General features: G+C 62.1%; 19 protein-coding genes and 1 pseudogene. 3 read left to right on the top strand and 17 right to left on the bottom strand.

All coding sequences use genetic code 11. The features are described from left to right. Positions 1–6: 6 nt before the first annotated feature. From ACFXS9_RS28435 to ileS, 5 genes and pseudogenes are all read right to left on the bottom strand, one after another. Positions 7–1452 carry a M16 family metallopeptidase gene (locus tag ACFXS9_RS28435; protein ID WP_392694525.1) on the bottom strand — a complete coding sequence of 482 codons (1446 nt, stop codon included), beginning with the start codon at positions 1450–1452 and terminating at the stop codon, positions 7–9. Then, on the bottom strand, positions 1374–2765 hold the full coding sequence (locus ACFXS9_RS28430) for a M16 family metallopeptidase (protein WP_392694522.1): 1392 nt from the start codon (positions 2763–2765) through the stop codon (positions 1374–1376). Before ACFXS9_RS28430 ends, ACFXS9_RS28435 begins: the two co-directional genes overlap by 79 nt. A 163-nt stretch (positions 2766–2928) precedes the next feature. After that, on the bottom strand, positions 2929–3642 hold the full coding sequence (locus ACFXS9_RS28425) for a hypothetical protein (protein ID WP_392694519.1): 714 nt from the start codon (positions 3640–3642) through the stop codon (positions 2929–2931). A 93-nt stretch (positions 3643–3735) separates the two neighbouring features. Further along, complete coding sequence (gene lspA / locus ACFXS9_RS28420) at positions 3736–4233, bottom strand: signal peptidase II (protein ID WP_392700058.1); 498 nt, start codon at positions 4231–4233, stop codon at positions 3736–3738. A gap of 561 nt (positions 4234–4794) precedes the next feature. Further along, positions 4795–7812, bottom strand: a pseudogene (gene ileS, locus ACFXS9_RS28415) (isoleucine--tRNA ligase); the annotation flags it as partial. Between the two features lie 247 nt (positions 7813–8059). Here ileS and ACFXS9_RS28410 point away from each other — a divergent pair. Then, complete coding sequence (locus ACFXS9_RS28410; protein WP_392694516.1) at positions 8060–8404, top strand: antitoxin Xre/MbcA/ParS toxin-binding domain-containing protein; 345 nt, start codon at positions 8060–8062, stop codon at positions 8402–8404. A gap of 9 nt (positions 8405–8413) precedes the next feature. Then, positions 8414–8773, top strand: coding sequence for an RES family NAD+ phosphorylase (locus ACFXS9_RS28405; protein WP_392694514.1), 360 nt, complete (start codon positions 8414–8416; stop codon positions 8771–8773). Between the two features lie 100 nt (positions 8774–8873). Here the strand turns inward: ACFXS9_RS28405 and ACFXS9_RS28400 are convergent, their stop codons facing one another. The 6 genes from ACFXS9_RS28400 to ACFXS9_RS28375 form a co-directional block, all read right to left on the bottom strand. Next, a complete protein-coding gene (locus ACFXS9_RS28400; protein ID WP_392694511.1) occupies positions 8874–9428 on the bottom strand; it encodes a sugar O-acetyltransferase in 555 nt (184 codons plus the stop codon). After that, on the bottom strand, positions 9425–10396 hold the full coding sequence (locus ACFXS9_RS28395; protein WP_392694508.1) for a bifunctional riboflavin kinase/FAD synthetase: 972 nt from the start codon (positions 10394–10396) through the stop codon (positions 9425–9427). Before ACFXS9_RS28395 ends, ACFXS9_RS28400 begins: the two co-directional genes overlap by 4 nt. A gap of 1909 nt (positions 10397–12305) precedes the next feature. Further along, complete coding sequence (locus tag ACFXS9_RS28390) at positions 12306–12614, bottom strand: hypothetical protein (protein ID WP_392694506.1); 309 nt, start codon at positions 12612–12614, stop codon at positions 12306–12308. 1099 nt (positions 12615–13713) lie between these two features. Further along, positions 13714–13980, bottom strand: a complete 267-nt coding sequence (locus ACFXS9_RS28385; RefSeq protein WP_392694504.1) for a hypothetical protein — start codon at positions 13978–13980, stop codon at positions 13714–13716. Between the two features lie 185 nt (positions 13981–14165). Continuing rightward, positions 14166–17009, bottom strand: coding sequence for a peroxidase family protein (locus ACFXS9_RS28380; RefSeq protein WP_392694501.1), 2844 nt, complete (start codon positions 17007–17009; stop codon positions 14166–14168). A gap of 180 nt (positions 17010–17189) precedes the next feature. After that, positions 17190–17348 carry a hypothetical protein gene (locus ACFXS9_RS28375; protein ID WP_392694498.1) on the bottom strand — a complete coding sequence of 53 codons (159 nt, stop codon included), beginning with the start codon at positions 17346–17348 and terminating at the stop codon, positions 17190–17192. A gap of 484 nt (positions 17349–17832) precedes the next feature. Here ACFXS9_RS28375 and ACFXS9_RS28370 point away from each other — a divergent pair, with 484 nt between their 5' ends. Then, complete coding sequence (locus tag ACFXS9_RS28370; protein WP_028350718.1) at positions 17833–18228, top strand: response regulator; 396 nt, start codon at positions 17833–17835, stop codon at positions 18226–18228. A gap of 167 nt (positions 18229–18395) precedes the next feature. Here ACFXS9_RS28370 and ACFXS9_RS28365 read toward each other — a convergent pair whose 3' ends face one another. The 6 genes from ACFXS9_RS28365 to ACFXS9_RS28340 all read right to left on the bottom strand — a co-directional run bounded on the left by ACFXS9_RS28365 (position 18396) and on the right by ACFXS9_RS28340 (position 24488). Continuing rightward, on the bottom strand, positions 18396–19250 hold the full coding sequence (locus tag ACFXS9_RS28365) for a TIGR01459 family HAD-type hydrolase (RefSeq protein ID WP_392694495.1): 855 nt from the start codon (positions 19248–19250) through the stop codon (positions 18396–18398). A 15-nt stretch (positions 19251–19265) separates the two neighbouring features. Continuing rightward, a complete protein-coding gene (locus ACFXS9_RS28360; RefSeq protein ID WP_392694492.1) occupies positions 19266–20732 on the bottom strand; it encodes an EAL domain-containing protein in 1467 nt (488 codons plus the stop codon). Positions 20733–20920: 188 nt separating this feature from the next. After that, positions 20921–21502, bottom strand: coding sequence for a phage holin family protein (locus tag ACFXS9_RS28355; RefSeq protein WP_392694489.1), 582 nt, complete (start codon positions 21500–21502; stop codon positions 20921–20923). A gap of 102 nt (positions 21503–21604) precedes the next feature. Next, positions 21605–22951 (bottom strand): aspartate aminotransferase family protein, encoded by a 1347-nt coding sequence (locus ACFXS9_RS28350; protein ID WP_392694486.1) that lies wholly within the window; start codon positions 22949–22951, stop codon positions 21605–21607. Between the two features lie 104 nt (positions 22952–23055). Further along, positions 23056–24021, bottom strand: coding sequence for a 50S ribosomal protein L3 N(5)-glutamine methyltransferase (gene prmB, locus ACFXS9_RS28345; RefSeq protein ID WP_392694484.1), 966 nt, complete (start codon positions 24019–24021; stop codon positions 23056–23058). Further along, on the bottom strand, positions 24021–24488 hold the full coding sequence (locus ACFXS9_RS28340; protein ID WP_392694481.1) for a molybdenum cofactor biosynthesis protein MoaE: 468 nt from the start codon (positions 24486–24488) through the stop codon (positions 24021–24023). The genes prmB and ACFXS9_RS28340 overlap by 1 nt, the downstream gene beginning before the upstream one ends. Positions 24489–24490 lie beyond the last annotated feature (2 nt).

Here is a 24490-nt window from a genome sequence, read left to right as displayed (position 1 = left end):
GGAGGCCTAGTTCGCTCTCGGCGGCGCCGCGGCGGGCTGCGCGGCGGCTTGCGGGGCGCGGCCGACGATCACGGTGAGCAGGCCCTGGCCCCACAGCTTCTGCGCCGCCTTCTTGGCGTCGTCCAGCGTGACCGCGTCGACGAGGGCATTGCGCTTCTCGATGTAGTCGATCGGCAGCTTGTCGAGCTGGTATTGCAGCAGGGCCTGCGCCAGCTTCGAAGAGGTGTCGAGCGCCAGCATCTGCGAGCCCTTGAGGTACGACTTGGCCTCGTCCAGCTCCTTCTGGGTCGGGCCTTCCTCGGCGATGCGGCGGATTTCCTTCTCGATCGCGTCCACCGTCTCACCGGCGCGGTCGGCACGGGTGCCGGTATTGCCGATGAACAGCGCCGAGCGATCCATCCAGAGCAGGGATTCATAAACGGAATAGGCAAGGCCGCGCTTTTCGCGCACCTCCCTGTAGAGCCGCGATGACAACCCGCCGCCGCCGAGGATGTGGTTCACGACATAGGCGGCCATGAAATTCGGATCTTGGCGGCGAATGCCGGGGCCGCCGAACGTCACCACGGTCTGCGGCACGTCGAGCGGCACGAACGCGCGCTGCGGCGGCTTGGTGGCCTCGACCTCGGCGATCGGCGTGAGGCTGGCCTTGGCCGGCAGTCCGCCGAACGTCTTGTCCAGGAGCTTGCCGAGCGTGTCGGCATCGACATCGCCGACCACGGCGATCCGCAAGTTATCCTTCGCGATCACGCGGCGGACGTAATCCTTCATGTCGGCGACATCGATCTTCGGCACGCTGTCGAGCGTGCCGTTGGCCTGTCGGCTGTAGGGATGATCACCAAAGGCGAGTTCCAGGAATTTACGGCTCGCCAGCGAATTCGGGTTGGTGGTGTCGCGGCGCAGCCCGGAGAGCACCTGCGCGCGAATGCGTTCGACGTCGACGGCGTCGAAATGCGGCGAGGTCAGCGCCAGATGGAGCAGGCCGAAAGCCTCGTCCTTGTTGTCCTTGAGCATGCGCAGCGAGCCGCGGAAATAATCCCGGGTCGACGAGAAGCTCAGCTCGATGGCGCGGCGCTCGAGGCGCTCGTGGAAGGTTTTGGAATCGAGATCGCCGGAGCCTTCATCGAGCAGGCTGGCGACCATGTTGCCGACGCCGGACTTGCCGGCCGGGTCCTGGGCGGCGCCGCCGGCGAAGGCGTATTCCATCGCTATCAGCGGCACGGTGGCGTCCTGCACGAACCAGGCCTCGATGCCGCCAGGCGAGACCAGCCGCTGGATCTTGGCTGCGGCGTGCGACGGGCTCGCCGCCAGCAACAGCAGGATGGCGCCGGCGATCAGGGCGGATGCCAGCCGCTGCGCGGGAATCGAAAAACGGATCACGAGCGCTTCTCCTCGCGTTTTTGCGCGGTATCCTTGATCAGATAGCCAGTCACCGAGCGTTTCTTGTCGAGCCATTTCTGCGCGGCGTCGCGGACCTGCTCGGCGGTGACGGCGCGAATCCGGTCCGGCCAGCTCCTGATGTCGTCGATGGAAAGCCCCGTGGTCAGCGCGCCGCCATACCAGCGCGCCAGCGTCGCCTGGTTGTCCTGGGCGTAGATCGCTTCCGCAATCAACTGGGTCTTGACCCGCTCGAGATCCTCGGCGCGGGCCGGGTTCTGGATGACCTCCGCGATCACGCCGTCGATCACCTGCTCGATTTGCGAAAATTCCACGCCGGGCTTTGGCGAAACCGAGATCGAGAACTGCGAGGGATCCAGCGCGGTGCCCTGGTAACCGGCACCGGCGCTGATCGCGAGCTGACGGTCGATTACCAGTGCGCGATAGAGATAGGAGTTGGAGCCGCCGCCCATCAGTTGCGCGAGCACGTCGAGCGCCGGTCCTTCGCCGGCCGCTGCCGTCGTGGAAGAGGGGACGAGATAATAGCGCCGCAGGCTGGTCTGTTCGACGCGCGGATCGGACAGCGTCACCGTGCGCGGTGCCGCCGGCACCGGCTCCTGCGGGCGGATTCGTTGCGCGGAAATGGCCGGCTGCGCCGGGATGCCGCCATAGGCCTTCTCGACCATCGCCTGGACTTCCTTGGCATCGACGTCGCCCGCGATCACCAGGATCGCGTTGTTCGGCGCGTAGAAGCGCTTGTAGAACGCCAGCGCATCCTCGCGGTCGAGCTTCTCGATTTCCTGGCGCCAGCCGATCACAGGGCGGCCATAGGGATGGTTGAGATACAGCGCCGCCATGATCTGCTCGGTGAGCCGGGCGTCCGGATTGTTGGCGACCCGCATGTTGAATTCCTCGAGCACGACATCGCGCTCGGGAAGCACGTTCTCATCCTTGAGGATGAGGCCGGTCATGCGGTCGGCCTCGAATTCCATCATTTTCGCCAACTGCTCGCGCGGCACGCGCTGGAAATAGCCGGTGTAATCGAGCGAGGTGAAGGCGTTCTCGTTGCCGCCGATCCGCAGCACGGTCTGCGAAAATTCACCGGCGGGATGTTTCGCGGTCCCCTTGAACATCAGATGTTCGAGGAAGTGCGCCAGTCCGGATTTGCCGGGCGTCTCGTCGGCGGAGCCGACCTTGTACCAGATCATCTGCGTGACGACGGGCGTGCGGTGATCCGGGATCACGACGACTTGCAGGCCGTTGTCGAGGGTGAAGCTGGCCGGACGTTCCGACGTGACCGTGGTCTGGGCGAGTGCGCTGCCGGCGGAGAAAGCAAACGTCGAGATGAGGGCTATAGCGAGAGAAACGGCAAGACGGTGTGAGGACATCATGACCTATCTGGCGCTAAAATTCCGCAAAGCTGGTTACCGGCCCTGCGAAACGAATCCGCGCAAATGTTAGAAGTAACCCGACAAAACCGTTCGGGATCAATGCCGCGGCATCGTACACCGCGCCCGTATCGTCCATCGTCACGAAGGCGAGAGATAGGCTTAACTATTCGCCATACTTGCCCTGGGCCGGATTATATTCCTTGTTCAGCGATTCCTTTGGTCCCGTGCCGTAAGCAAAATTTGATGACGGCGTCTGGTAGCCGGGCGGAGGCTGGGTCAGCGATTCCCGCGTCGGCTCACCCTTGAAGGGAGCCGTCTCGGTCTTGCTGCCACCGAACAGGCCGCTGAAGCCGCCGTTATAGCCGAGCTGCGACGGGCTCAGGATCGGATTGTAGTTCGTGGTGCCGGGCTGCACCGGATCGTTGTCCTTGCGGGAGGGTGCCGCGGTCTTGCCCACCGCGAGTTCGGCCGGCGTCAGGATGCGGGACGCCTCACGCGGGTCCTTGTTCTCTTTCTTGCGCGCGGCGATGGCCGCCTTGCGGCGCTGCTCGTCGGGGTCCTTTGGCCAGTTCGGCGCCTTCGCGTCGGCTGCGGCCGCGGCCGGCGGCGGCAAATCGAGCTTGGGTGGAACGACCAGCGGGGAGCGCTCGCGGTAGTCGATGCCGCGATTTTCCATGTTGGTGCCGCCGAGGCCGCGCATGATGCCTTCGATGATCTTTTCCTCGAAGGTCTTGTCGTCTTCGTCCTCGTCGTCAGCCGCGCGCACGGGGCCAGCGGCCATCACGAGACCTATGCCGAGGGCGATGGCGGCGAACCGCAGCGCCCGGGTCAGCGAGCTGGTCTGCATCATCCAGAAGCGGGCTTCGGTCTCGCGCATCGCGCTGTTCCCATTCACAATTTCTGCAACACGCGGGGGGCCGAGCTTAAGGGGCCTAACGGCTCCAGACCGCACGGGTCGTATCGGCCGGGATCAGGGCGCTTTTGCGGCGGGTACCCCCAGGAACGAGTCATACAATAGGGCTGCCACCCCGGCAACAATGGCCACATCCGCAAGGTTAAACACATACCAATTGAAGGTTTTTCCCCCGATCTCGATGTGGAACAGGGCGAAATCGACCACCGCGCCGTGGACGAATCGGTCGATGCCGTTGCCGGCCGCGCCGCCGATGATCAGGCCGAGCGCCAGCGTCGCGAGACGCGTGCTGGAGCGTGCCATCCAGATCCCCAGCACGATCACCGCAATCGCCTTGATCGCCATCAGCGCGAGCTGGGCGAACTGATTATCGCTCTGGAACCAGCCAAAGCTGATGCCGACGTTCCAGGCCAGCACCAGATCGAAGAACGGCGTGACCCTGACCGCGCCGCGATGGGCGAGGTCGAACACGTAGAGCAGCCAAAGCTTCGAGGCCTGGTCGATCACCAGCGTCACGACCGCGGCAACCATGCCGGCGCGAAGGTGAGGGGTCACGAAGCGCTCCTTGCCGGACACTTATCTCGCCTTCTTCTTTTTCTTCTTTTTCGACGCGGTCGCAGACGACTTTCTTCCCGCCTTCTTGGCAGTCTTTTTGTCCGCCTTCTTCACCGCTTTCTTCTTAGCCCCCTTCTTGGCCGCCTTCGTTGCCGAAGCAGCTTTTTTGGATTTGGCGGCTTTCCTGACCTTCGCTTTCTTGGCTTTGGCTTTCTTGGCCGAGGTTTTGTTGGTCTTGGTTTTGTTGGCCTTGGCTTTCTTCGTTGAGGCCTTCCTGGCTGCAGCCTTCTTGGGTTCTGATTTCTTGACTTCGGCCTTGGGTTCGGGGGCGCTCTTGGCTTTCGCCTCGCTCTTGGCGCGCTCGGCCTCCGCGGTTTCCAAACTCTTCCTGGCTCTGACCTTCTTGGCAGTCGTGTCCGCCGTCACCTTTCCTGAACCGGCCTGCTCCGGCGCTTCCTCCGCTTGTTGCGGTTGTTCTACAGGTTGCTGTTCGACCAACGCGACAGGGGCGACAGGCTCGGCAGCCGCTACGGCTGCATTGGCCGGCTTATGGCCTTCGGCAAGCGCCTTCCATTCGCGCAAGGCTTGCGCGTCGCGTGGAGAGACGTCGGGATACTCGGCGTCATCGCCAACCGTGGGCAGGATCTTCCACGACCGCGCGCATTTGGTGCCGACGGCCCTTTCGACCACGACGGCGACGCCGGGCACGTCGGCGAGGCTGAATGCGCTGGCCGGCGCATCGTCATTGGTCACCATGGCGTTCGAAGTGATGCAGACTTCGGCCAGATCGACGTCGAAAAGCGTGTTGAAGATATTCTTGTCCGACACATAGACGAGCGGCGAGGCTTCGAGCGACGAGCCGATGTTCTTGGCCGCGCGTTCGACTTCGAGCGCGCCGGTGACGACACGGCGCACGTCGCGAATGGTTTCCCACTTCGCGGCGAGCTTCTCGTCGCGGAACTGGTCAAAACCTTCCGGGAACAGCGTCAGGTGCACCGAAGCTTCCGCGTCCGGCTTGTACATCCGCCACGCCTCTTCGGTCGTGAAGCTGAGCACCGGCGCCAGCCAGCGCAGGATGGCATCGCAGATGATGTCGATCGCGGTCAGCGCCGCCTTGCGCGCCACCGAGGACGGCGGATCGCAATAGAGCGTGTCCTTGCGGATATCGAAATAGAACGCCGACAATTCGCTGTTCATGAACGCCGCCAGCGTCGCGACCACAGTCTTGTAGTCGAACTCGGCATAGGCCTGGCGCACGATTGTCGCACGTTTCGCCAGTTCGTGCAGCATCAAGCGTTCCAACTCGGGCATATCGCCATGGGCGACCGCGTCGGCCGGGTTGAAATGATGCAGCGTGCCGAGCATCCAGCGGATCGAGTTGCGCAGTTTGCGGTAGGTCTCGATGGTGTTCTTGAGGATCTCCGGTCCGATGCGCTGGTCGTCGGCATAGTCGGTGGCGGAGACCCACAGCCGCAGGATATCCGCGCCGGAATCCTTCATCACCTTCTGCGGCTCGACGGTGTTGCCGAGCGATTTCGACATCTTGCGGCCGTTCTCGTCCAGCGTGAAGCCGTGGGTGAGCACGACGTCATAGGGCGCGCGGCCGCGGGTGCCCGCGCTTTCCAGCAGCGAGGAATGAAACCAGCCGCGATGCTGGTCGCTGCCTTCCAGGTACATCACGGTATCCTCGCCGCCATCGACCTTGCGGACGATGTTGCCGAGGCTTGGAAAATTCTGGCGGTCCTCCAGCACGAAGGCGTGCGTCGAGCCGGAGTCGAACCAGACGTCCAGGATGTCGTCGATCTTTTTCCAGTCTTCGCCGGCGCGTTCGCCCAGGAAACGTTCACGTGCGCCGTCCATGTACCAGGCGTCGGCGCCTTCCTCCATGAAGGCTTCGACGATGCGCTGGTTGACGATGTCGTCCTGCAGGATTTCGGCGGAGCCGTCGCCCTTCTCGCGCACGAACACGGCGATCGGCACGCCCCAGGCGCGCTGGCGCGAGATCACCCAGTCCGGGCGGCTCTCGATCATGCCGTTGATGCGGTTCTGGCCGGCGGGCGGTACCCATTGCGTCACCGAGATCGCTTGCAGAGCTCGGTTCCGCAAAGTGTCATCGCCGGCGAACGTCATTGGGGTATTCACACCATCGCCCCAAACCAGCTTGTTTGGAGTGATTGTTTTATCCATCGCGATGAACCATTGCGGCGTGTTGCGGAAGATCACCGGCTTCTTCGAGCGCCAGGAATGCGGATACTGATGCTTGAGCCGCCCGCGCGCCAGGAGCTTGCCGGCCTCGACCAGCGCCTTGATGACGGCATCGTTGGCGTCGCCCTTCTCGCCCTTGTCGTTGATGACGCGCCTGCCGGTGAGGCCAGGAGCGTGATCGGTGAAAGCACCGTTCTCGTCGACGGTGTAGGGGATGGCGGTGTTGATGCCGCGTTGATCGAGTTCACGCGCATTTGCCGTCCAGACGTCGAAGTCCTCGCGGCCATGGCCCGGTGCGGTATGGACGAAGCCGGTACCGGTGTCGTCGGTGACATGGTCGCCGGGCAACAGCGGCACCATGAACTCGTAGCCACCGCTAAATCCCTTCAACGGATGGGCACATTCCACGGCGTCGAGCGTGTCGCCGGGCAGGTCGCGCACCTTCTCATAGGCGGTGACGCGCGCCTGCTTGAACACTTCTGCTGCGAGCGCATCGGCGAGGATCAGGAGATCGCCGGTCTTCGCCCAATTGTCGGCAGGCGCATCGGTGACCTTGTAGAGGCCGTAGGCGATCTTCGGCGAGAACGAGATGGCGCGGTTGCCGGGCAGCGTCCACGGCGTCGTGGTCCAGATCACCACGGAAGCCTCGGCCAGCGCGCCATGCGCCGGCGAGGTGACCGGAAACTTCACCCAGACCATGTCGGAGGTGTAGTCCTCGTACTCGACCTCGGCTTCGGCCAGCGCGGTCTTCTCGACCACGCTCCACATCACGGGCTTGGAGCCGCGATAGAGCGTGCCGTTGGCGGCGAACTTCATCAATTCGCGCGCGATCTGGGCTTCGGCCGGATAGCTCATGGTGGCGTAGGGGTGGTCCCAATCGCCGATGATGCCGAGCCGCTTGAACTCCTCACGCTGTACGTTGAGCCAGTGCGTCGCATAGGCGCGGCACTCCTTGCGGAACGCCACCATCGCGGTGGAGTCGCGGAAGTCCGGCTTCGGCTTGCCCTTGGAGCGGTAGTTCTCTTCCTCGATCTTCCATTCGATCGGCAGGCCGTGACAATCCCAGCCCGGCACGTAGTTGGAATCGAAGCCGAGCATCTGCTGGCTCTTGGTCACGACGTCCTTGAGGATCTTGTTCAGCGCGTGGCCGATATGGATGTTGCCGTTGGCGTAGGGCGGCCCGTCGTGCAGCACGAATTTGGCACGGCCCTGCGCGCTCTCGCGCAGCTTTCCGTAGAGGTCGATCTCGTTCCAGTACTTGAGGATCTCCGGCTCGCGCTGCGGCAGGCCGGCGCGCATCGGGAATTCCGTCTGCGGCAGGAACAGGGTTTTCGAATAATCTGTGACGTCGGACTTTTGCGGCTGTTGGGACATGAATGCTCTGGTTGGCTCGAAGACGGCGCTGAAAAGCGGATATCGCGGGGTGAACAGGAAATCCCGGTCTTGCGCCGAGCCAAAGCTCAGGCGGAAGCCGGGCCGCTAATGCTGATGGTGCGCCGCGCAAACATGGGGCTTTCCATAGCAGGGGGCCGCGGAAATCGCAAAGGCCGAGATATTGGGCCCAGGTGCAGTTGCGGTTTCCTCTGGAGACGCTAATTTATTGATGGATGGAGAGAATTTCATGAGCGCATCGGCTGCCGAGGTTTTGGAAGAGCTGAAGGAGCTTCGGAGGCATGGAGACCTGAACAACGGGATTCTTTTGCAGGCCGTGCAGGAATTGCCGGGGTTTTCGAGTGAGATTGTTTCGCTCGTAGGCAGTCCTGAACCCGAGGTGTTGGTTCGGCTTCTTGATATCAGAGCACTCGCCGAACGCGTTTTCGGTGACGGGGAAAAGGCCGAGGCTTGGTTAACGCGGTCGAATGCCTCGCTTTCCGGCCAAAAGCCGCTTGATCTCTTGAAGGATGAACTGGGCGCGGCAGTCGTCCGGGAGATGCTCGAACGGATCGATCACGGAATTTTTGCCTGAGCTCGCAAAATGGAGCTTTGGCGCATTTCGAACTACGCCGATCTTTCCGGGATCGGGGGCTTGCGGGCTGCGGGGCGATGGCACTCACAGGGCCGCCGCATCATCTATCTCGCCGATCATTCGTCGAGCGCCTTGCTCGAGATGCTGGTTCATATGGACCGCGATCTGATTCCGGCTAGCTACCAATTGCTGCGTATCGTTGCTCCCGACGACATTGCCATTGGAATGATCGATACCGAGTTGCCGCCGGACTGGCGCGCGCGGACGTTGACGAGCAGAGAAATCGGAGATCGATGGCTTGATCGCGCAACGAGCGCCTTACTTCGGTGCCGTCGGCAATTAGCCCAAAAGGCAGCAACTACCTTCTGAATCCTGAGCATCCGGACGCCGCGAAGATTGCAGTGGCAGAAATCATCAGAGCGCCGTTCGATCCTCGATTGCTTCCCTGAAAAGCTAGCGGTCAAGCCGCTCATTTCAGACGCGGCCTGGCCGGGTTTCCCGCGACGATGACGCCCGGGCCGACATCCCGCGTGACCACGCTGCCGGCGCCGATCACGGCGCCGTCGCCGATTGTGACGCCGGGGAGGATGATGGCGCCGCCGCCGATCCAGACATCGCTGCCGATTCGCACCGGACGGCCGAATTCGAGGCCGGTTCGCCGCGTTTCGGCGTCGCGCGGGTGGTCGGCGGCGTAGATTTGCGTCGCCGGTCCGATCTGGGTGCGGTCGCCAATCGTCACCTTGACCACGTCGAGGATGACGCAATTGAAGTTGAGAAACACCTCATCGCCGAGCCGGATATTGTAGCCATAGTCGCAAAAGAACGGCGGACGGATCACAGCGCCGGTGCCGACATGGCCGAAATGGGCCGATAGCAGCGCATGCCGCTCGGACACAGGCGCAGCCAGCGCCGCATTGTAGCGCGCGAGCCAGGCCTTGTTGGCGGCGGCATCCGCCTGCAGCTCGGGATCGCCAGGGCGATAGAGTTCGCCGGCCAACATCTTCTGCTTTTCGGTCTTGCTCAACCGATCACTCCAAGCTTGGGAAAAGCATCCGGGGCGGCAGCCAGCCGCGCGCGGGCGCGCGCGCTGTCGTCGTCCATCTGCCGGATCAACGCGTCGATCGAGTCGAATTTTAGTTCGTCCCGGATGAAGCCGATGAAGGCGATATCGAGCACCGAGCCGTAGAGGTTGCCCTCGAAGTCGAACAGGAACACTTCCAACAGCGGGGCGCCGTTGTCGAAGGTCGGGCGGCGGCCGAAGCTTGCGACGGCGTCGAAGCGCTCGGTGCCGCGGCCGACCCGCACCGCATAGATGCCGTGTTTCAGGCTGCAATTCTTGTCGAGGCGGATATTGGCGGTGGGGTATCCGAGGTCACGGCCGCGCTTCTCGCCATGGATCACCGCGCCGCTGACGAACCACGGCCCGCCCAGCATGGCGGTGGCTTCGTCGATCTGGCCCTCCGCCAGCGCCATGCGGATCGCGCTGGAGGACACCGGCCGCTCCTCGATATCGACATGGGCCTGGACGTCGACCTCGATGCCGAGCCGCGGCCCTTCGCTGACCAACAGGCTCGGCGAGCCGGCCCGGCCCTTGCCGAAATGAAAATCGTAGCCGACGGCAATGCCGCTGACGCCGAGCCGCCCGATCAGGTCATGGTGAATGAAATCTTGCGCCGAGGTTCCGGCGCGGGTCTTGTCGAAGGTCATCACGACCGCGCCGTCAAGCCCCGTTCCGGCCAGCAGCCGCAGCTTGTTGGTCTCGTCGGAGAGCCGGAACTGGGGGCTGTTCGGGCTGAAAAAGCTGCGCGGATGCGGCTCGAAAGTGACGGCAAAGGCCGGCTTGCCGTGGGCGCGGCCCATCCGCAAGGCCGCGTCAATCACGGCCCGATGGCCCAGATGGACGCCGTCGAAATTGCCCATCGCGACCACCGCCCCGCGGGGGATGTCGGCGGCAGGGGTGGCGTCTCGGATAACGGTAAAACCAGTTGTCATTTCAGGGATTCTTGGTCTCGGTGAAGGCGGCCGGACGGTGACGCGGCGCCGCCGTCGAAGTCAAGCCGGGCGGGTCCCGCGCCGTGGATCAAGGATCAACAAGTGAACCGAACCACGGTCCGTGACGACCTACCGATACTGGGGCATTGCAATTTCCAGTTCTAGCGCACCGCCACTGAGCATTATTCGGCTTGGTGGCGATGTCGTTTTTGGTGGCTTAACCGTTGATTTGGCGAGCGCCGATTTGGGTTGTTTTCGCCGAGATGGATCGAAGCACGCAACGCCTGAAGGTAGTAAGTCATTCGACCGTTCAACAGATTCGCGACCAGTTATATGGCCTCGCGTATCCTGGAAAATATGGCCCGTTCTGGTGGATCAAGGCACCGCCGATAACGGGTAGCTTCTCCAATGAGACTTGGTGAGGAGAGAGTGTTGTGCAGCCCCGGTCCCTCGCATCGGGGCTGCATCATTTAGTGACGCGTCGGTGGACTCTCTTCAATGACTTCGCTGACATCTGGCTCTTCACCCGAATTGCATTTGCAGGGCATACCGGCCCGCAGTCGCAGCCGATTTCTTTATCCCACGCCTGCTCAGGGTGATTTTCGCAAACCCACCCGATGCCGTGACAGATTGACAATTAGGATTTGTCACCACGCGACGATCTTTTTCCTACCACCGGATTTCCGCTAGTCGTTCTAGCAAGGTTCGCTGCCAGCGCCTCGATTTCTGATTGCCGGAGCCGTTCGATCTGCTCTCGGAATCTCGCCGGCAACTCTCGATCTTCGTTTAATGACGCGCGTAGTCGTTCACCGATTACTTTGACGATCGCGAGACTATGCTGGGAGTCGATGTCAACAGGCGACTTTCGCATAACATCTCTCCCAGAAAAAACCGACACCAATGTCGGATAGCGGACAAAGTCACGGACGAGGATGTCGTTCCTGCGTTTTTCTGAATATTTGTTCAGATTGCTTGTGGAGCTGGAACTGGAGGCAAGCTAAGGCCGGACCTTTGGCGCGGTAGAGCTCTTTGGATAGTCGGGTGGGTGTCTCCCGCCGAGGCATTCACCGACCTGGACGGTCCTAGCCCCATCGCGCCCTCGGCTGGGGCCGTTCTTTTGTTTTTAAGGCCGAATGAGCTATTTGGGTGGCTGCAGCGCCTTCATGATGCCGGCAATCACCGACGACCCCAGAGGGTCGGGCCGCTCGCATTCCAGACACTGGAATGTACGTGGCGGCATGCCGCTAGGTTGAAGTTCAAGCGTCATGGAACGTTGGCAACTCGGGCAAATCGGCCGATGTCGCGCGTCAGGCATGCGCTCCCCCTCCCCTTGGCGCATTGCGAATGTCCTTAGGGTAGGCTGCGGTCGCTTAGGAGTCTGTCGGGTTCCGTACAGACTGCGGGGGAAAATAAGCGCAAATTTCGTGCATTGCCCAGGGCGGGATGCGGAGAAGCCCTAACCGGGTAAGACAAGGACGGCCCCAGCGGTTGACCCCAGCCCCCAAAGCTGGGGCCGTTTCTTTGGGGCATATCGGCAGTTCAGCCACCCATCCTGGCACCCCACCAAATTTCCGTTTAATCATACGCATGCCCAGGTTGCCGATACACACCACCCTGTTTTGTTTTTGTTATCTGGAGGTTCTGAAAAATTTCGCCGTGAACCTCAGGATGAACGGAACGACGCCTCCGCGGCTGACCGCCACCGCAGTTATTGCACACTTGCTGGAAGCGCTTGCAGCCTGATGTTCGGGTCGTGGTGCGCTTGCGCGAAGGCATTACCGTGCTGGAGTGCAGCAATGCAGGCCAACGCTTGGAGCTACATCGCGAGCAAGTCGACGCGTTGCGGCCGGTGGGTGATGCTTCGGGCAATTGGACCCGAGCAGTAGCAGGCATTGAACTTGGTCTGTGACTAATTCGCCCGAAGATGGCGACCTTGATTGTAAACAAGCTCCCAAAGTTCGCTCGCGTTCCAAAGCTCACTCTTCCCATCAGTAAGCTTTTTGGCCACTGCAATCGCGAAATCGTCGCCATCTGGAGGCTCTCTCGAAATGATCCGATAGCGATCCAATGATGGGCTCGTCGGCGTCGCCGTCGTAAGCCGCCGACAAATACTTGCAGCCACGGCGGCTGCATCGGCTGAAGATATGCCCTTTTCGTCGCGCAAGATTTGCGTGATTATTCGTTCTACTTTGCCTGCATCAATTCGAAGCTCTGTCATTTTGGCTCCCTATTTTTTCTGAAAAGTCGCGTGCTGGGCACGACGCAAACAGCAGACGGCGTCCCCGCGCAGTTTCACGATGCGATTCGTGAATCAATTTTTCAAATAGATCTGTGCGTAGGCTGCCATTGATGGAAGCGGAGACTTCGGTGCGTCGCCCGTTTTTGGCAGCTCGCAGACGCGCTAATCGCTTCACCGCGGCAACAACGCTACGCCGTTTCCGGCCCAACGCCTAATGAATAACGTCCGCTTGTCGAGGCTGCGTGAAAACTCCGCCGGTGTTAAGCTACCCTAACAGGGAAACAGTTGCAAAAGATCCCGTGCGACTCAACATGGTGCCTTTGCTGACGTGTAATTTTGGATCGCTATGCTTCCTCACTTGCGGTGTTGAGGAACGTGACGGGTCAGCGTCGGAGGTCATTCAGATCGGATGTCCGTTACGGGTCAATCTCGTCATTTTGACAATGCGCCAACAACTTCCGGTCCACCCCGATAAGCAGACATTTTCAGCGTCCATCGGCATGTCTCAAAGGTGCCACTTACGGACTCATGCACCACAGACGAGTGCAAATGGTGCCTTGTTCAATACGTCGTCGGCGTGCACCTACCGATCCGGGTCCGTTCGGCAACCAAGATATGTGGCCACCATAAGCGTGATGCCAGCGAGTGGGCACGCAGCTGGGGATGTGGCGCCACTTGGCGGAATGGTCTACCCGAAACCGCTCGCTGGGCACGCGATGACTGCTGGCTGGTATACGTCGGGGTGTCGTCATCTGCTTGATAACGAACCCCCGGGGTCGATGGCGCGGTGTGCAGCGGCGCGTATTCCTCTCGCACGATGAAGAGGTCTGAATCGCTGGGAGGCCGATGGCAAAAGTAAATGTCTCCTCGGTCAGGCGGCAAAGGAATCAGCTGAGGTCCGAAATTGACTAACGCAGACATTATCGACCAGCGGGATCGCAATTCTGACGCTATGATCATCGCTGCCTAGATCACCGCGCTGGACGCGACACTGTTGGTCCCTTGTAAGAAAATGGTGAATCATCTCACAAATTGAGCAGTGCTGCGCCGCCCACTTAGAGCGACGCAGCATTTGGTCTTATGTCCAGTCTCGATGGTGCAATCCATTCGGCTTTACGTCCAGCAAATCGATGGTGTCGTCGTCGCCGACTTGCAGCAGCGTTCCGCCGTGATGGTCGGAGGATACTTTGACGTAAACGTCGTTCAAAAGTTGCAGCTTGTCCACTTTCGCAAAATCAGTGATGGTTGCGGTGTTGTGTTCACCCTTGAGAGCGTCAAAGTTGAACACAAAGGTGTCGGCACCGTCACCGCCGGTCGCTTCAGCTGAGCCGTCTGCCAAAATCATCTTATCAGCAAATTGCAGGCGTTCGATATTCTGCAGCGTGTCCGTGCCCTCGGCGCCGACCTTGTCGGTGACCGTGATTGAGCCATCGGCATTATGATCGATCGTGTAGTTCTTTGCCCTACCCGAGAATAGGGCCGTGTCCGTGTCCGGGAGCGGCTCGCCGAACGGATTGCCGTTATCACCGATTAGGTGGTCGTCGCCCTGCCCCCCTTCATCCAGTCATCGCCCTCGTTCCCCAGCAGCTCGTCGTTGCCGGCGCCTCCAAAGATCTGATCATTGCCGAGGCCCCCGAAGACCTCGTCGTCGCCATCGCCGGCTTTGATGCGATCGCGGCCCTCCAGGCCGACGAGCAGATCGGAGCCTGCGCCGCCCCCTACCTCGTCGTTTCCGGCGGCGCCGTTGACGAAGTCGTCGCCGTCGCCGCCGGTCAGGCGGTCGTTGCCGTCGCCACCGATCACGGCATCGTTGCCGAGGGCGCCGTCGAGGACATCGTTGCCACCGTCGCCCCAGAGCGTATCGTCCCCGGCGCCGGACTGAATCCTGTCCGTCCGGTCGGTGCCGCCGATCACGACGTGATCGTCGCTAAGAAACCCTAGCCTGCCTCCTTGGTTGGTCATCACCAATGGATTTCCGGCAGCGTCGACCGGATAGGTTGACGGGTCGCCGGCTTCGATCGTGTAGGTGGGCACCGCGAAGACGTCGAAGGGAAGGTGAGTGGTATCAGTGTTGCGCATCACCAGCTCGGAGAATGAGGTGCCCTCGAGCTGATTTAGGAAATTCGTACCTTCCAACCGCGACAGGTAGTAAAAGCGGTCACCATTCTGCAAATTTTCCATCTGAGTCTCGAACACGAAGTTGAAGGTCGAGCCCAGCAGCCCGCCCGACGCCAGCGGCTTCTCCGCCAGGCCCCCGATCCACAGATCAACGTCATTGAGACCAGTCTCGACGCCAGCGAAGGCTCCAGTGCCGTTGAGAAAATCAGTGTCCGGGCCAACGCTCTCGTCTGCCTCCGTGGTCGGGTCATCCGCCGTCCCATAGACAAGCGTGACGGCAGCGTCACGTTTCTCCGCCACCGTGGCGGCATCAGCGAGCAACGGATGAACGCCGTACGCTGCAATGAAGTTCACAAGAGACTCTGGGTGCTTAATGCCGTCCCCGAATTCCGCCCAGCTCGCATATGGCTTGAGATCGGGATCTCCGGTTGCTGCGTAGAACTGCTCGCGGACACTGTTGAGCGGTGCCGCGCCGGTGTCACGGCCGCGCGCGAGGTTTATAGTCGCAAGGTCCAGAGGCAAACCGAGAAGATTGTTGCGCAGCGCACCGGTAACGAATTCGTCGACGCTGTTGGCGACTTCGCGCGTTGCTCCGCGCACAATTTCCGCTGCAGCATCGCCGTCGGCGCCACGCTCCGCATAGGCGAGCGGGTTGAGGAAGGCGTCAATTAGGCTGAGCTGCTGATCGCCCGCTACCTCCGCATTGGCGTCGACCACGTTGCCGTCGGCATCCAGACGGTCAACGGTCTCGCGCAGCAGCGAGTGCCCGAACCGATAGACCGTGTGCGCGAACTCGGCCACGATCGCGGGATCGATGGTGACGTCGTGCGCCTCGAATTCATCGATGTTCGGCTGGATGCGACGTGCAAAGTCCTCGAAGACAATATGCTGGTATTGCATCTCGGTCGCAAATCTGGCGGCCTGGAAGAGGTGCTCGCCATTCCAGTCACTCTCTTGGATGCCGTCGGAGATATCCGCTCCCGGCTTCAGCCACTGGCTCACGAATGCTGGATCGGTGTCCACTTCGGCCAGGATCACCTCCTTCAGGTGCCCGATCAGCCGGTTGTGTTCCGCGTGGAAAACGTGATGAACAGCGGTCAGGCCGATATTCTCATTCCCGCGTCCGTCGCCGGTGATGTAGTGGGCATCGAGCAACTCATTGTCGTAGTTGCCGCTCGTATCCGACCCGTCAAGGTTCGAGAGGCTGACCTCCGTGTCGCCGTCCGCGACCTTGCCGGTCGGAACGGCATCATGGGCAATGTCGTTCAGAAAGGCGTGTCCGGTGCGGACCGCCCCGGTGGTGCTGATGGGATTGGCGGGGTTGCCTTCTATCAGGATGTCGTCGGGCGTCCCCGCAACGCCATCAACGCCGGGCATCACGAGTTGGGCGTATCCATGAGTTCCGCCCAAGAAGCGCCCATAAGCGTCGGTTGCCAGCAGGGGAATGTTGGTCGCATCGGCATCGGTCAGATCGATGCCGAGTAGCTCCCTCGATTGCGCCTTGACGTCAGCCCATGTTGCCAGGCCGCCATTGACGCCTTCGAGCAGACGCCCGGTGGCTACCGGATTGCCGTTGGCGTCAGGCGCGTACTCGCGCAGAAAAACCTGGTGTGACGGATGCGACGTGTACGTCTGGTTCTGATCAATGAACGGTGTCGTCTGGTTAGTGTGCTCGTGGATATCGTCCGAAGTCCCTACGATCCCGTCTGCCCCGGCCAGGTTAGTCGCACGCGTCAACACCATGAAATTAGTCGGGCTACCTTCAACGTAGAGAGGGTCGTCCGGCTGCAGTGGAATGAACACCGTCCCGCTCTCGCCCTTGTTCACTAAATCCAGGCCATGGTCGAAGAACTGGCCGAAGAACGTGAACCACTGATTGAACGGCGCCGCGCCATCGGAATCGACGTTCGGAATAACCCCGTCGCCATCGCTGTCGACTGCGGCGGCCGCCGGGTTGCTGTTCGCATTCTGGTCGGCAATCGCATTGCTGATGATCCGCGGTTGGGGGTCGATCACTGTACCGGTGGTCTGGGAGTAGGACGTCGCGAGGTCCGCTTCGCGGAACACAGGATCGGTCATCCGCGGGAACACGCGATCCGCGGCGCCGAAATCCGACTGGCCTGGCACCACGCTGTTGTTCGTGCCGTCAACCGTCCGCAGCCCAAACGGAACAGAAGGGTTTTCCAAAGGTGCGCCGGTTTCGGCGGAGCGAATTTGCGCGAGAATGAAATCGAGGTCTGCTCGAATGAGTTGCATGTCCGTCTCCCTGATTTCCGAGCTGTGGAATTCCGGACGCCTCTGCGAAGGCATGCAGGCTGGGAGCGGGAGCCCACTCTGTGGCGCTTTAGAGATGAGAATGCGAAAGGATGAAAGCTTTATCGCGCACAGGCAGCCACATATTTGGCAGCAACCGACGCCGACGCGGTCCGCAACGTTTCATAGAAGTCGCCACGTCATAGCCGCACTCGCAGGCTTCTTCCGATAGCGCCTGGGACATCGCGTCGATGGCTTCAGGCTCGATGCGGCGCGGTCGCCGAGATAGATCCGCATCTGCGAGCGCGTGTCGATGTCGTAGACCGTGACCGACCAGAACATGATTTCCGTTGACTGAAAAATGTCGGCGAACTTCGGTGGTGGGTCGAGATAATTAAAGGTCCGCCGATAGCGGCGCGAAAGCGGACATCGCGGGAGGTCCGAGTCGGGTCATTCGCGTCGGTTTGGCCGGACCGCTGCGACTTCCGCTTTACCCCGATGAGCCGACATCGCGAGTTCCGATGCTTGTTTGGCGGCGCGACGACGAACTGTGATGGTGTTCATTGGAGCATCTTCCCGACTAGGCCCTAGCTAGGGAACCGAGGCGTTTGGGCTTAATGGAACCGAAAGGTCCCGAATGCTTACATGCGCCTCAACCTTTTGTTTTCAGGGCGTTTTCTGCCATAACTTGACCTAATCGGAAGCCTTCGAAAAGCCTTCTGCGTTAACGGGCTGTTTAACGGCCGATGTTAGACATTTAGGGAGGACTGCGGGTCGCGCAGGCCTGTCGGTATCTTGTGGCGTAAAGCGTTGAGTGGGGGAAAAGATGGCGGTTGATTTGTCCATGCCGGTTCTGGTGGTTGATGACTACAGCACCATGATCCGCATCATCCGAAATCTTTTGAAGCAGCTCGGCTTCGACAACATCGACGACGCCAGCGACGGCTCGGCCGCGCTGAACAAGATGCGCAGCAAGAAATACGGACTGGTGATCTCGGACTGGAACATGGAGCCGATGACCGGCTACGACCTGCTCAAGGAAGTCCGTGCCGACCCCAATCTCGCCACCACGCCCTTCATCATGATCACGGCGGAATCCAAGACCGAGAACGTGATCGCCGCCAAGAAGGCCGGCGTGAACAATTACATCGTCAAGCCGTTCAACGCGGCGACACTGAAGACCAAGATCGAGGCGGTCTTCCCGGACATGGCGACGGCGTAAGGCGCCTGGTCTCCAGCTCGCTCCAATTCTCGTGATGCCCGGCCCAATCCCGGGCATGCTGCGCTCTCATGAGCCCTGCCAGGCCTTGCGTTTTCGGATCATGTAAGGCCCATTCCTACTTTGCATGGGGTTGTTTTCGCAATTTTGAGTCCGGTGCAGCGATGCACCTACCACCGCAGCTCCCGCATCAGCGCGCGGGGCGGGTGACCGAACAGCTCCTTCACCGAGGCCGGATCGAGTTGGTCGATGCCCTCGAATTCTTCCGAATGGATGCCGCGGGTGAGGAAAAGACAATCGATTCCGAAGCCGTGCGCGCCGGTGAGATCGGTCCGCACCGAATCTCCAATGGCCAGCACGCGGTCGAGCAGTGCCGAATGGCCGCGGCGCTCGGCGGCGAGCGCCATCGCGCGCTCGTAGATCGGCCGGTGCGGCTTGCCGTAGAAGATCGCCTCGCCGCCGAGTTCGCGATAAAGCTCGGCGATCGCGCCGGCGCAATAGATCAGCCGGTCGCCGCGTTCGACCACGATGTCGGGGTTGGCGCAGACCAGCGGCAGTTTGTGCTCGCGCGCCTGCAGCAGCATCGCGCGATAGTCTTCCGCCGATTCGGTTTCATCGTCGAACAGGCCGGTGCAGATGATGTAGTCGGCCTGCTCCAGCGGCGCCATCACGGCGTCGAGCCCGCGGTGGATCGAGGAGTCCCGTTCCGGACCGATCCAGAATATCTTCTTGCCGGGATGATCGGCGACGAAACTCCGGGTCAGGTCCCCGGAAGAGACAATGGCGTCGTAGGTTTCGTCGGCGACACCGAGCTTGCGCAATTGCCGCTGCACGGAATCGGCCGGCCGCGGCGCGTTGGTGATCAGGATGACGGTAGCTCCGCGCTGGCGGCAGGTGTGCAGCGCCTCGCAGGCTTCGGGGAAGGACTCCAGCCCGTTGTGCACCACGCCCCAGATATCGGACAGGATGACCTCGACGCCATCCACGAGGTCGCGTAGCCGCTCGACGAAGTGCAATGAGGTCATGATGTCGGAAGCCTGTTAGCCCGGTCCCGCGGCACGGCGCGCCAACGCGGCATTGCCGGTCGCGCGCATCGGGGGCTCCGCGGCCTGGCTGGCCATGGGGATGGGGTTGCTGGGGCCATTGGGGCTGCTGGATTCCTTGTTCGCTGTCGCCCCGCCGGTAGCAGATGCCCCCTCGGGCCGCAACGGCCGCGGCGGTGCAAACAGAAAGCCCTGTCCAAACCGCACGTCATAGTCGAGCAGGTCCACCACCGCGCGCTCGCCCTCGATCTTCTCGGCGATCAGGTCGATGCCGAAACGGCCGAGCAGGTCGGAAAGATCGGAAGGGTGGATGTCCGAGGTCGAGCTCTGCTTGGGATCGAGCAGCAATGCCGCGGGCACCTTGATGAAACGGACGCCGCGATCGGCGAGGTCGCGCGGCTCGATCCGCAAGTCGGTGACATGGTCGATCGAGAAGCGGTAACCACGCTGCGACAGCGCGGCGAGATTTTCGATTTCGGTCGGGCGGAGATTGCGGAACGTCGCCTGCTTGAATTCGAGCACGAAGGAGGGCGCCAGCGCCCGATTGGCCTCCAGGAAGTCGAGGCATTGCGCGAAATTGGCGGCATTGCCGAGCGTCGCCGCAGAAACGTTGCAGAACACGCCGACGTCCTTGTTGCGCACCATCAGGCGGCGCAACACCTGGATACAGCGCAGCATCACCATGTGATCGATTTTGCCGATCAGCCCGCCGGCTTCTGCGGTGGGGATGAAATCATCGGCGGCGAGGATCTGATCCCTGTCGTCGCGCAGCCGCGTCACCGCCTCGTAGAAGCGCACCTTGCGCTGCGGCAGCGTCACCATCGGCTGCAGGTAGATGTCGAGCCGGTTTTCCTCGACGGCGTTCTTCACCGCGGCAAGCAGTTGCGGCTGGTTGCGTGAGGGCGGAGCGGCTTCCGCGGCAATTGCAGCCGCTGCCGGCCTCGCGGCGGCCGGTGCGGGCCTGGCGGCGATCGGCGCGGCTTGCTCCGCGGCGACTGCCGGTTCGCTCGGAGGTTCGGGATCCGGGCGGTCGGCCGGGGCGGGGGGCGCCGCCGCACCCTGGGCCAATAGATCCTCATGGCCCGCCACCGAGACCGCCAGTTGCTTGACCAGGACGCCGAGCTCGTTGATTTCGCCGACCACCGCCTGGATGCGGTCGGAGCTTGCGGAGTTCGCCGACACCAGGCGGCTCTCGACGGCGGCGAGCCGGCGGCCGAATTCGGCGACCTGACGGGCGAGGTCGGCGGTGCCACGGGAAAGATCGGCGATCTGACCGCCGACGTCGGAGCGGTCGCGCAGCCGCATCGACACGGCGTTGTAAAGGATCAGGAAGGTCAGCGCGGTGAGCGCCACGATCGCGGATTCGGTGCCGTTGAAGCCCGCCACCGTATGCAGGACGAGGCCGAGCGAGGCTGCAACCAGCACCATGCAGATGGCGATGAAAATCGTCGAAATGCGAATCATGTCGCGCGCTACGCCTTCAGGTCCGAACTGTGCTCCCCGGGAAAACACGGAAGTTTCAGGCATCGTCTGACTTGCGCATTCCCCAGCGGCGCAACCTTAGCATCAATGTTGATTCGCAGAGCTAGTGTTCTTTGAACACGGTCGGAACCTGCGATCAAAGCGGTGCAATAGCCAGCGCCGTTGCGCCGTCAAACGTCCGAGTGCCGCGCATGCCATCGCCGTCGCGTCGCCGCCAGGCCCAATAATGTCGCCATCAGGATAAGACCGGCCTGCAGATGCCTGGTGTCCCTCCCCGGGGATCGGCGCCGAGCACGGTCGCGCGTGGGAGCTGCCGAGGGCGCCTGCAGAATTGACCTGGCGGTGTCCCGCGTCGCTTCGATCTGGTCCGGTTCAATCGGACTGGCCTTGATCGCCACGCGCAGGCGGCTTGTAAGCGAAGGAAACTGCGGCGGCCTTTGTCTGAGTTTGGCGGCGGCGAGCCCGGCGCAAATCGCGGCGATTGTCGCGAGCAATGCGCCGATAGCGCCGAAGGCCCAAAACGGCCCGTAATGGATCTCGATCCAGCGAAACAGCGCGGTCATGCCGACCAGGCAGGCGGCGATCAGGAAAATGCCCGCTGCTGCGAACAGGCCCGCGGCGATGGCATAGGAAGTCATCGTTCCCGTCGCCTGATGGGTCCGATCGCGCAAATACGACCGCGTCGCCAGCTTGACCTGATTCAGCTTCAGTGCGATCCCGGCGCGCAGCAAGCCGCTCGAAGGTGCGAGCATTTCCGCAATCCTCCGCTGGCGGAGGCAGGATCGCCTCCGCCAAAGGTAATGAACGCGGGGTCGTTTCGAATGTTCCTACCCGGTCAGAGCCGATGCTGGCGACTACGCCGTCGCTCGGATCACCTTGGCGACCTTGTCCACAATCTCGCCGATCTGGTCTTCGGTGATGATCAGAGGCGGCGTCAGCGCCAGCGTATCGCCGGCCACCCGCAGCATCAGGTCGTTTTCGTGGAAGGCGCTGTTGAGCCCGGCAAAGCCGCGCTTGCCCGGCGCATCGGCCTGCGGTGCGAGATCGATGCCGGCGGTCAAGCCGATGGTGCGGATATCCACGACGCCCGGCTCGTTGCGCAGCGACATCACGGCGTCGGCGAATTTCGGCTCGAGTTCACGCGCGCGCTCGAACAGCTTTTCGTCGCGATAGATGTCGAGGGTAGCAAGAGCCGCGGCGCAGGCCAGCGGGTGCGCGGAATAGGTGTAGCCATGGGCCAGCTCGGTCACATGTTCCGGGCCGCTCATGAAGGCATCGTGGATGGTGTCGCGCACCAGCACGCCGCCCATCGGCGCGGCGCCATTGGTGACACCCTTGGCGAAGGTCAGCATGTCGGGCGTGACGCCGTAGCGCTCGGCGGCAAAGGCAAAGCCGAGCCGGCCATAGCCGGTGATGACCTCGTCGAAGATCAGCAAGATGCCGTGCTTCTGGGTGATCTCGCGCAGCCGCTTGAGATAGCCCTTCGGTGCCGGGAGCACGCCGGTCGAGCCGGCCATCGGCTCGACGATCACGGCAGCGATGGTGTTGGCGCCGTGCAGGTTAACGAGCCGTTCGAGCTCGTCGGCGAAATGCGCGCCATATTCCGGCTCGCCCTTGCTGAACGCCTGCTTCTCGCGGTCATAGGTCGCCGGCAGATGGTCGACGCCGGTGAGCAGCGAGCCGAACAGTTTTCGGTTGCCGACGATGCCGCCGACGGCGGTGCCGCCGAAGCCGACCCCGTGATAGCCGCGCTCGCGGCCGATCAGGCGGATGCGGCTGCCCTGGCCGTTGATCTGGTGATAGGCCAGCGCGATCTTCAGCGCGGTGTCGGCCGCCTCCGAGCCGGAGTTGCAGAAGAACACGTGGTCGAGCCCATCGGGCGCCAGCTCGGCGATGCGGCTCGCAAGTTCGAAGGCCTGCGGGATGCCGAACTGGAACGGCGGCGCGTAGTCCAGCGCCTCGGCCTGCTTGGCGATCGCCGACGAAATCTCGGTGCGGCCGTGTCCGGCATTGGTGCACCACATGCCCGAGGCACCGTCGATGATCTTGCGACCGTCGACGGTGAAGTAGTGCATGTCTTTCGCGCCGGCGAGCAGCCGCGGGTTCTTCTTGAACGCGCGGTTCGCGGTGAACGGCATCCAGTGCGCGGCGAGATCGTTCGGAACGTTGACGGGGGTGGGGCGGGGGCTCTTGTCCAGCATGGGCGGCCTCTTCAGCTTGAACGTCGGATTTGCCCCAAGGTATCAGTTTCGTCGCGACACGGGAACGCCACCACGACGTGATATTTTTCGCGCAATCGGACAGTTCAGAGATCGGTCGCCGCGATCCAGAATACTTCGCCCTCGGAATCCTCGGTGTCCAGCCAGAGCAGCGGCAGTTGCGGATAGGCGGCTTCCAGTTGCGGGCGGCAGCGGCCGATCTCGCATAACAGTCCGCCCTGCGGCGTCAGGTGCGCGGCTGCCTCGTCGAGGATGCGCCTGACAATGTCGAGCCCATCGGAGCCGCCATCGAAGGCGAGTTTCGGTTCGGCACGGCATTCGCGCGGCAGGCCGGCCATGCCATCCGCATCGACATAGGGCGGATTGGAAATGATGAGGTCGTAGCGCTTGTCCCCCAGCGGCGTGAACAGATCGCCGCGGTACAGCGTGAGCCTGTCCTGAAGCCCGTAATCGCCGACATTGCGCGCGGCGACTTCGAGCGCATCCTTGGAGATATCCACGGCGTCGATCGCCGCATTCGGAAAATTCCGGCTGGCCAGGATGGCAAGACAGCCCGAGCCGGTGCAGAGATCGAGCACGCTTTCCACCGTGTCAGGATCCGAGATCAGCGAGCCCGCCTCGTCATCGCCGTCGCGCCCGAAGTGCTGGTCCAGCAATTCGCCGATGAAGGAGCGCGGCACGATGGTGCGCTCGTCGACGTAAAAGGGCAGGCCGCGCATGTAGATCTTGTTGACGAGATAGGCGGCGGGCTTTCGCGTGGTGACGCGGCGCGCGATCAGATCGAGGATCTTCTTGCCTTCGGCGGCGGTGACGCGCGCGGTCGCGAACGTCTCGAACTGGTCGGGGTGCAGGTGCAGCGCTTCGCAGACCAGGAATGCGGCTTCGGCAAGCGGATCGGTGGTGCCGTGCGCAAGTACCAGTTTGGCCTCGACGAAGCGGCTGACGGCATAGCGGGCGAAGTCGAGCAGCGTCAGCAATTCTCCTGCGCCGACCTTGGGAAGGTTCGATGTGGTCTGGCCGCGCTTCGCCGCCGGCTTGGTGCGCTTGGCCATCAGGACTTGGTCCAGCGCGCGGCTGCGGCGTCGTCATGATCGCGCGCTTCGATCCAGTTCGCGCCTTTTTCGCTTTCCTCGCGCTTCCAGAACGGCGCGTTGGTCTTCAGATAATCCATCAGGAATTCCGCCGCTTCGAAGGCCGCCTGACGATGCGGCGAGGCGGTCACCACGAGCACGATGTTCTCGCCCGGTGCGATGCGGCCGAACCGGTGAATGATGGTGAGGCCCTGCAAGGGCCAGCGCGAAAGCGCCTCGTCGGCGTGGCGCCCGATCTCGGCTTCGGCCATGCCGGGATAGTGCTCGAGCGTCAGGGCTGCGATCGGCTCGCCGTTCTCGCTGCCGCGGCAGATGCCGCTAAAGGTAACGACCGCGCCGATATCGGTGCGGCTTTTGGTGAGCGCCGCTATCTCCTGCGCAGCGTCGAAATCCGCTTCCTGGATGCGAATGGTCGCGGTGACGGACATAG

Origin of the sequence: Bradyrhizobium sp. RDI18 (assembly GCF_043203335.1) — a bacterium.
GTDB lineage: Bacteria > Pseudomonadota > Alphaproteobacteria > Rhizobiales > Xanthobacteraceae > Bradyrhizobium > Bradyrhizobium retamae.
Note: the sequence above shows the minus strand (reverse complement) of the source record. Positions and strands in the feature narration are given on the sequence as shown.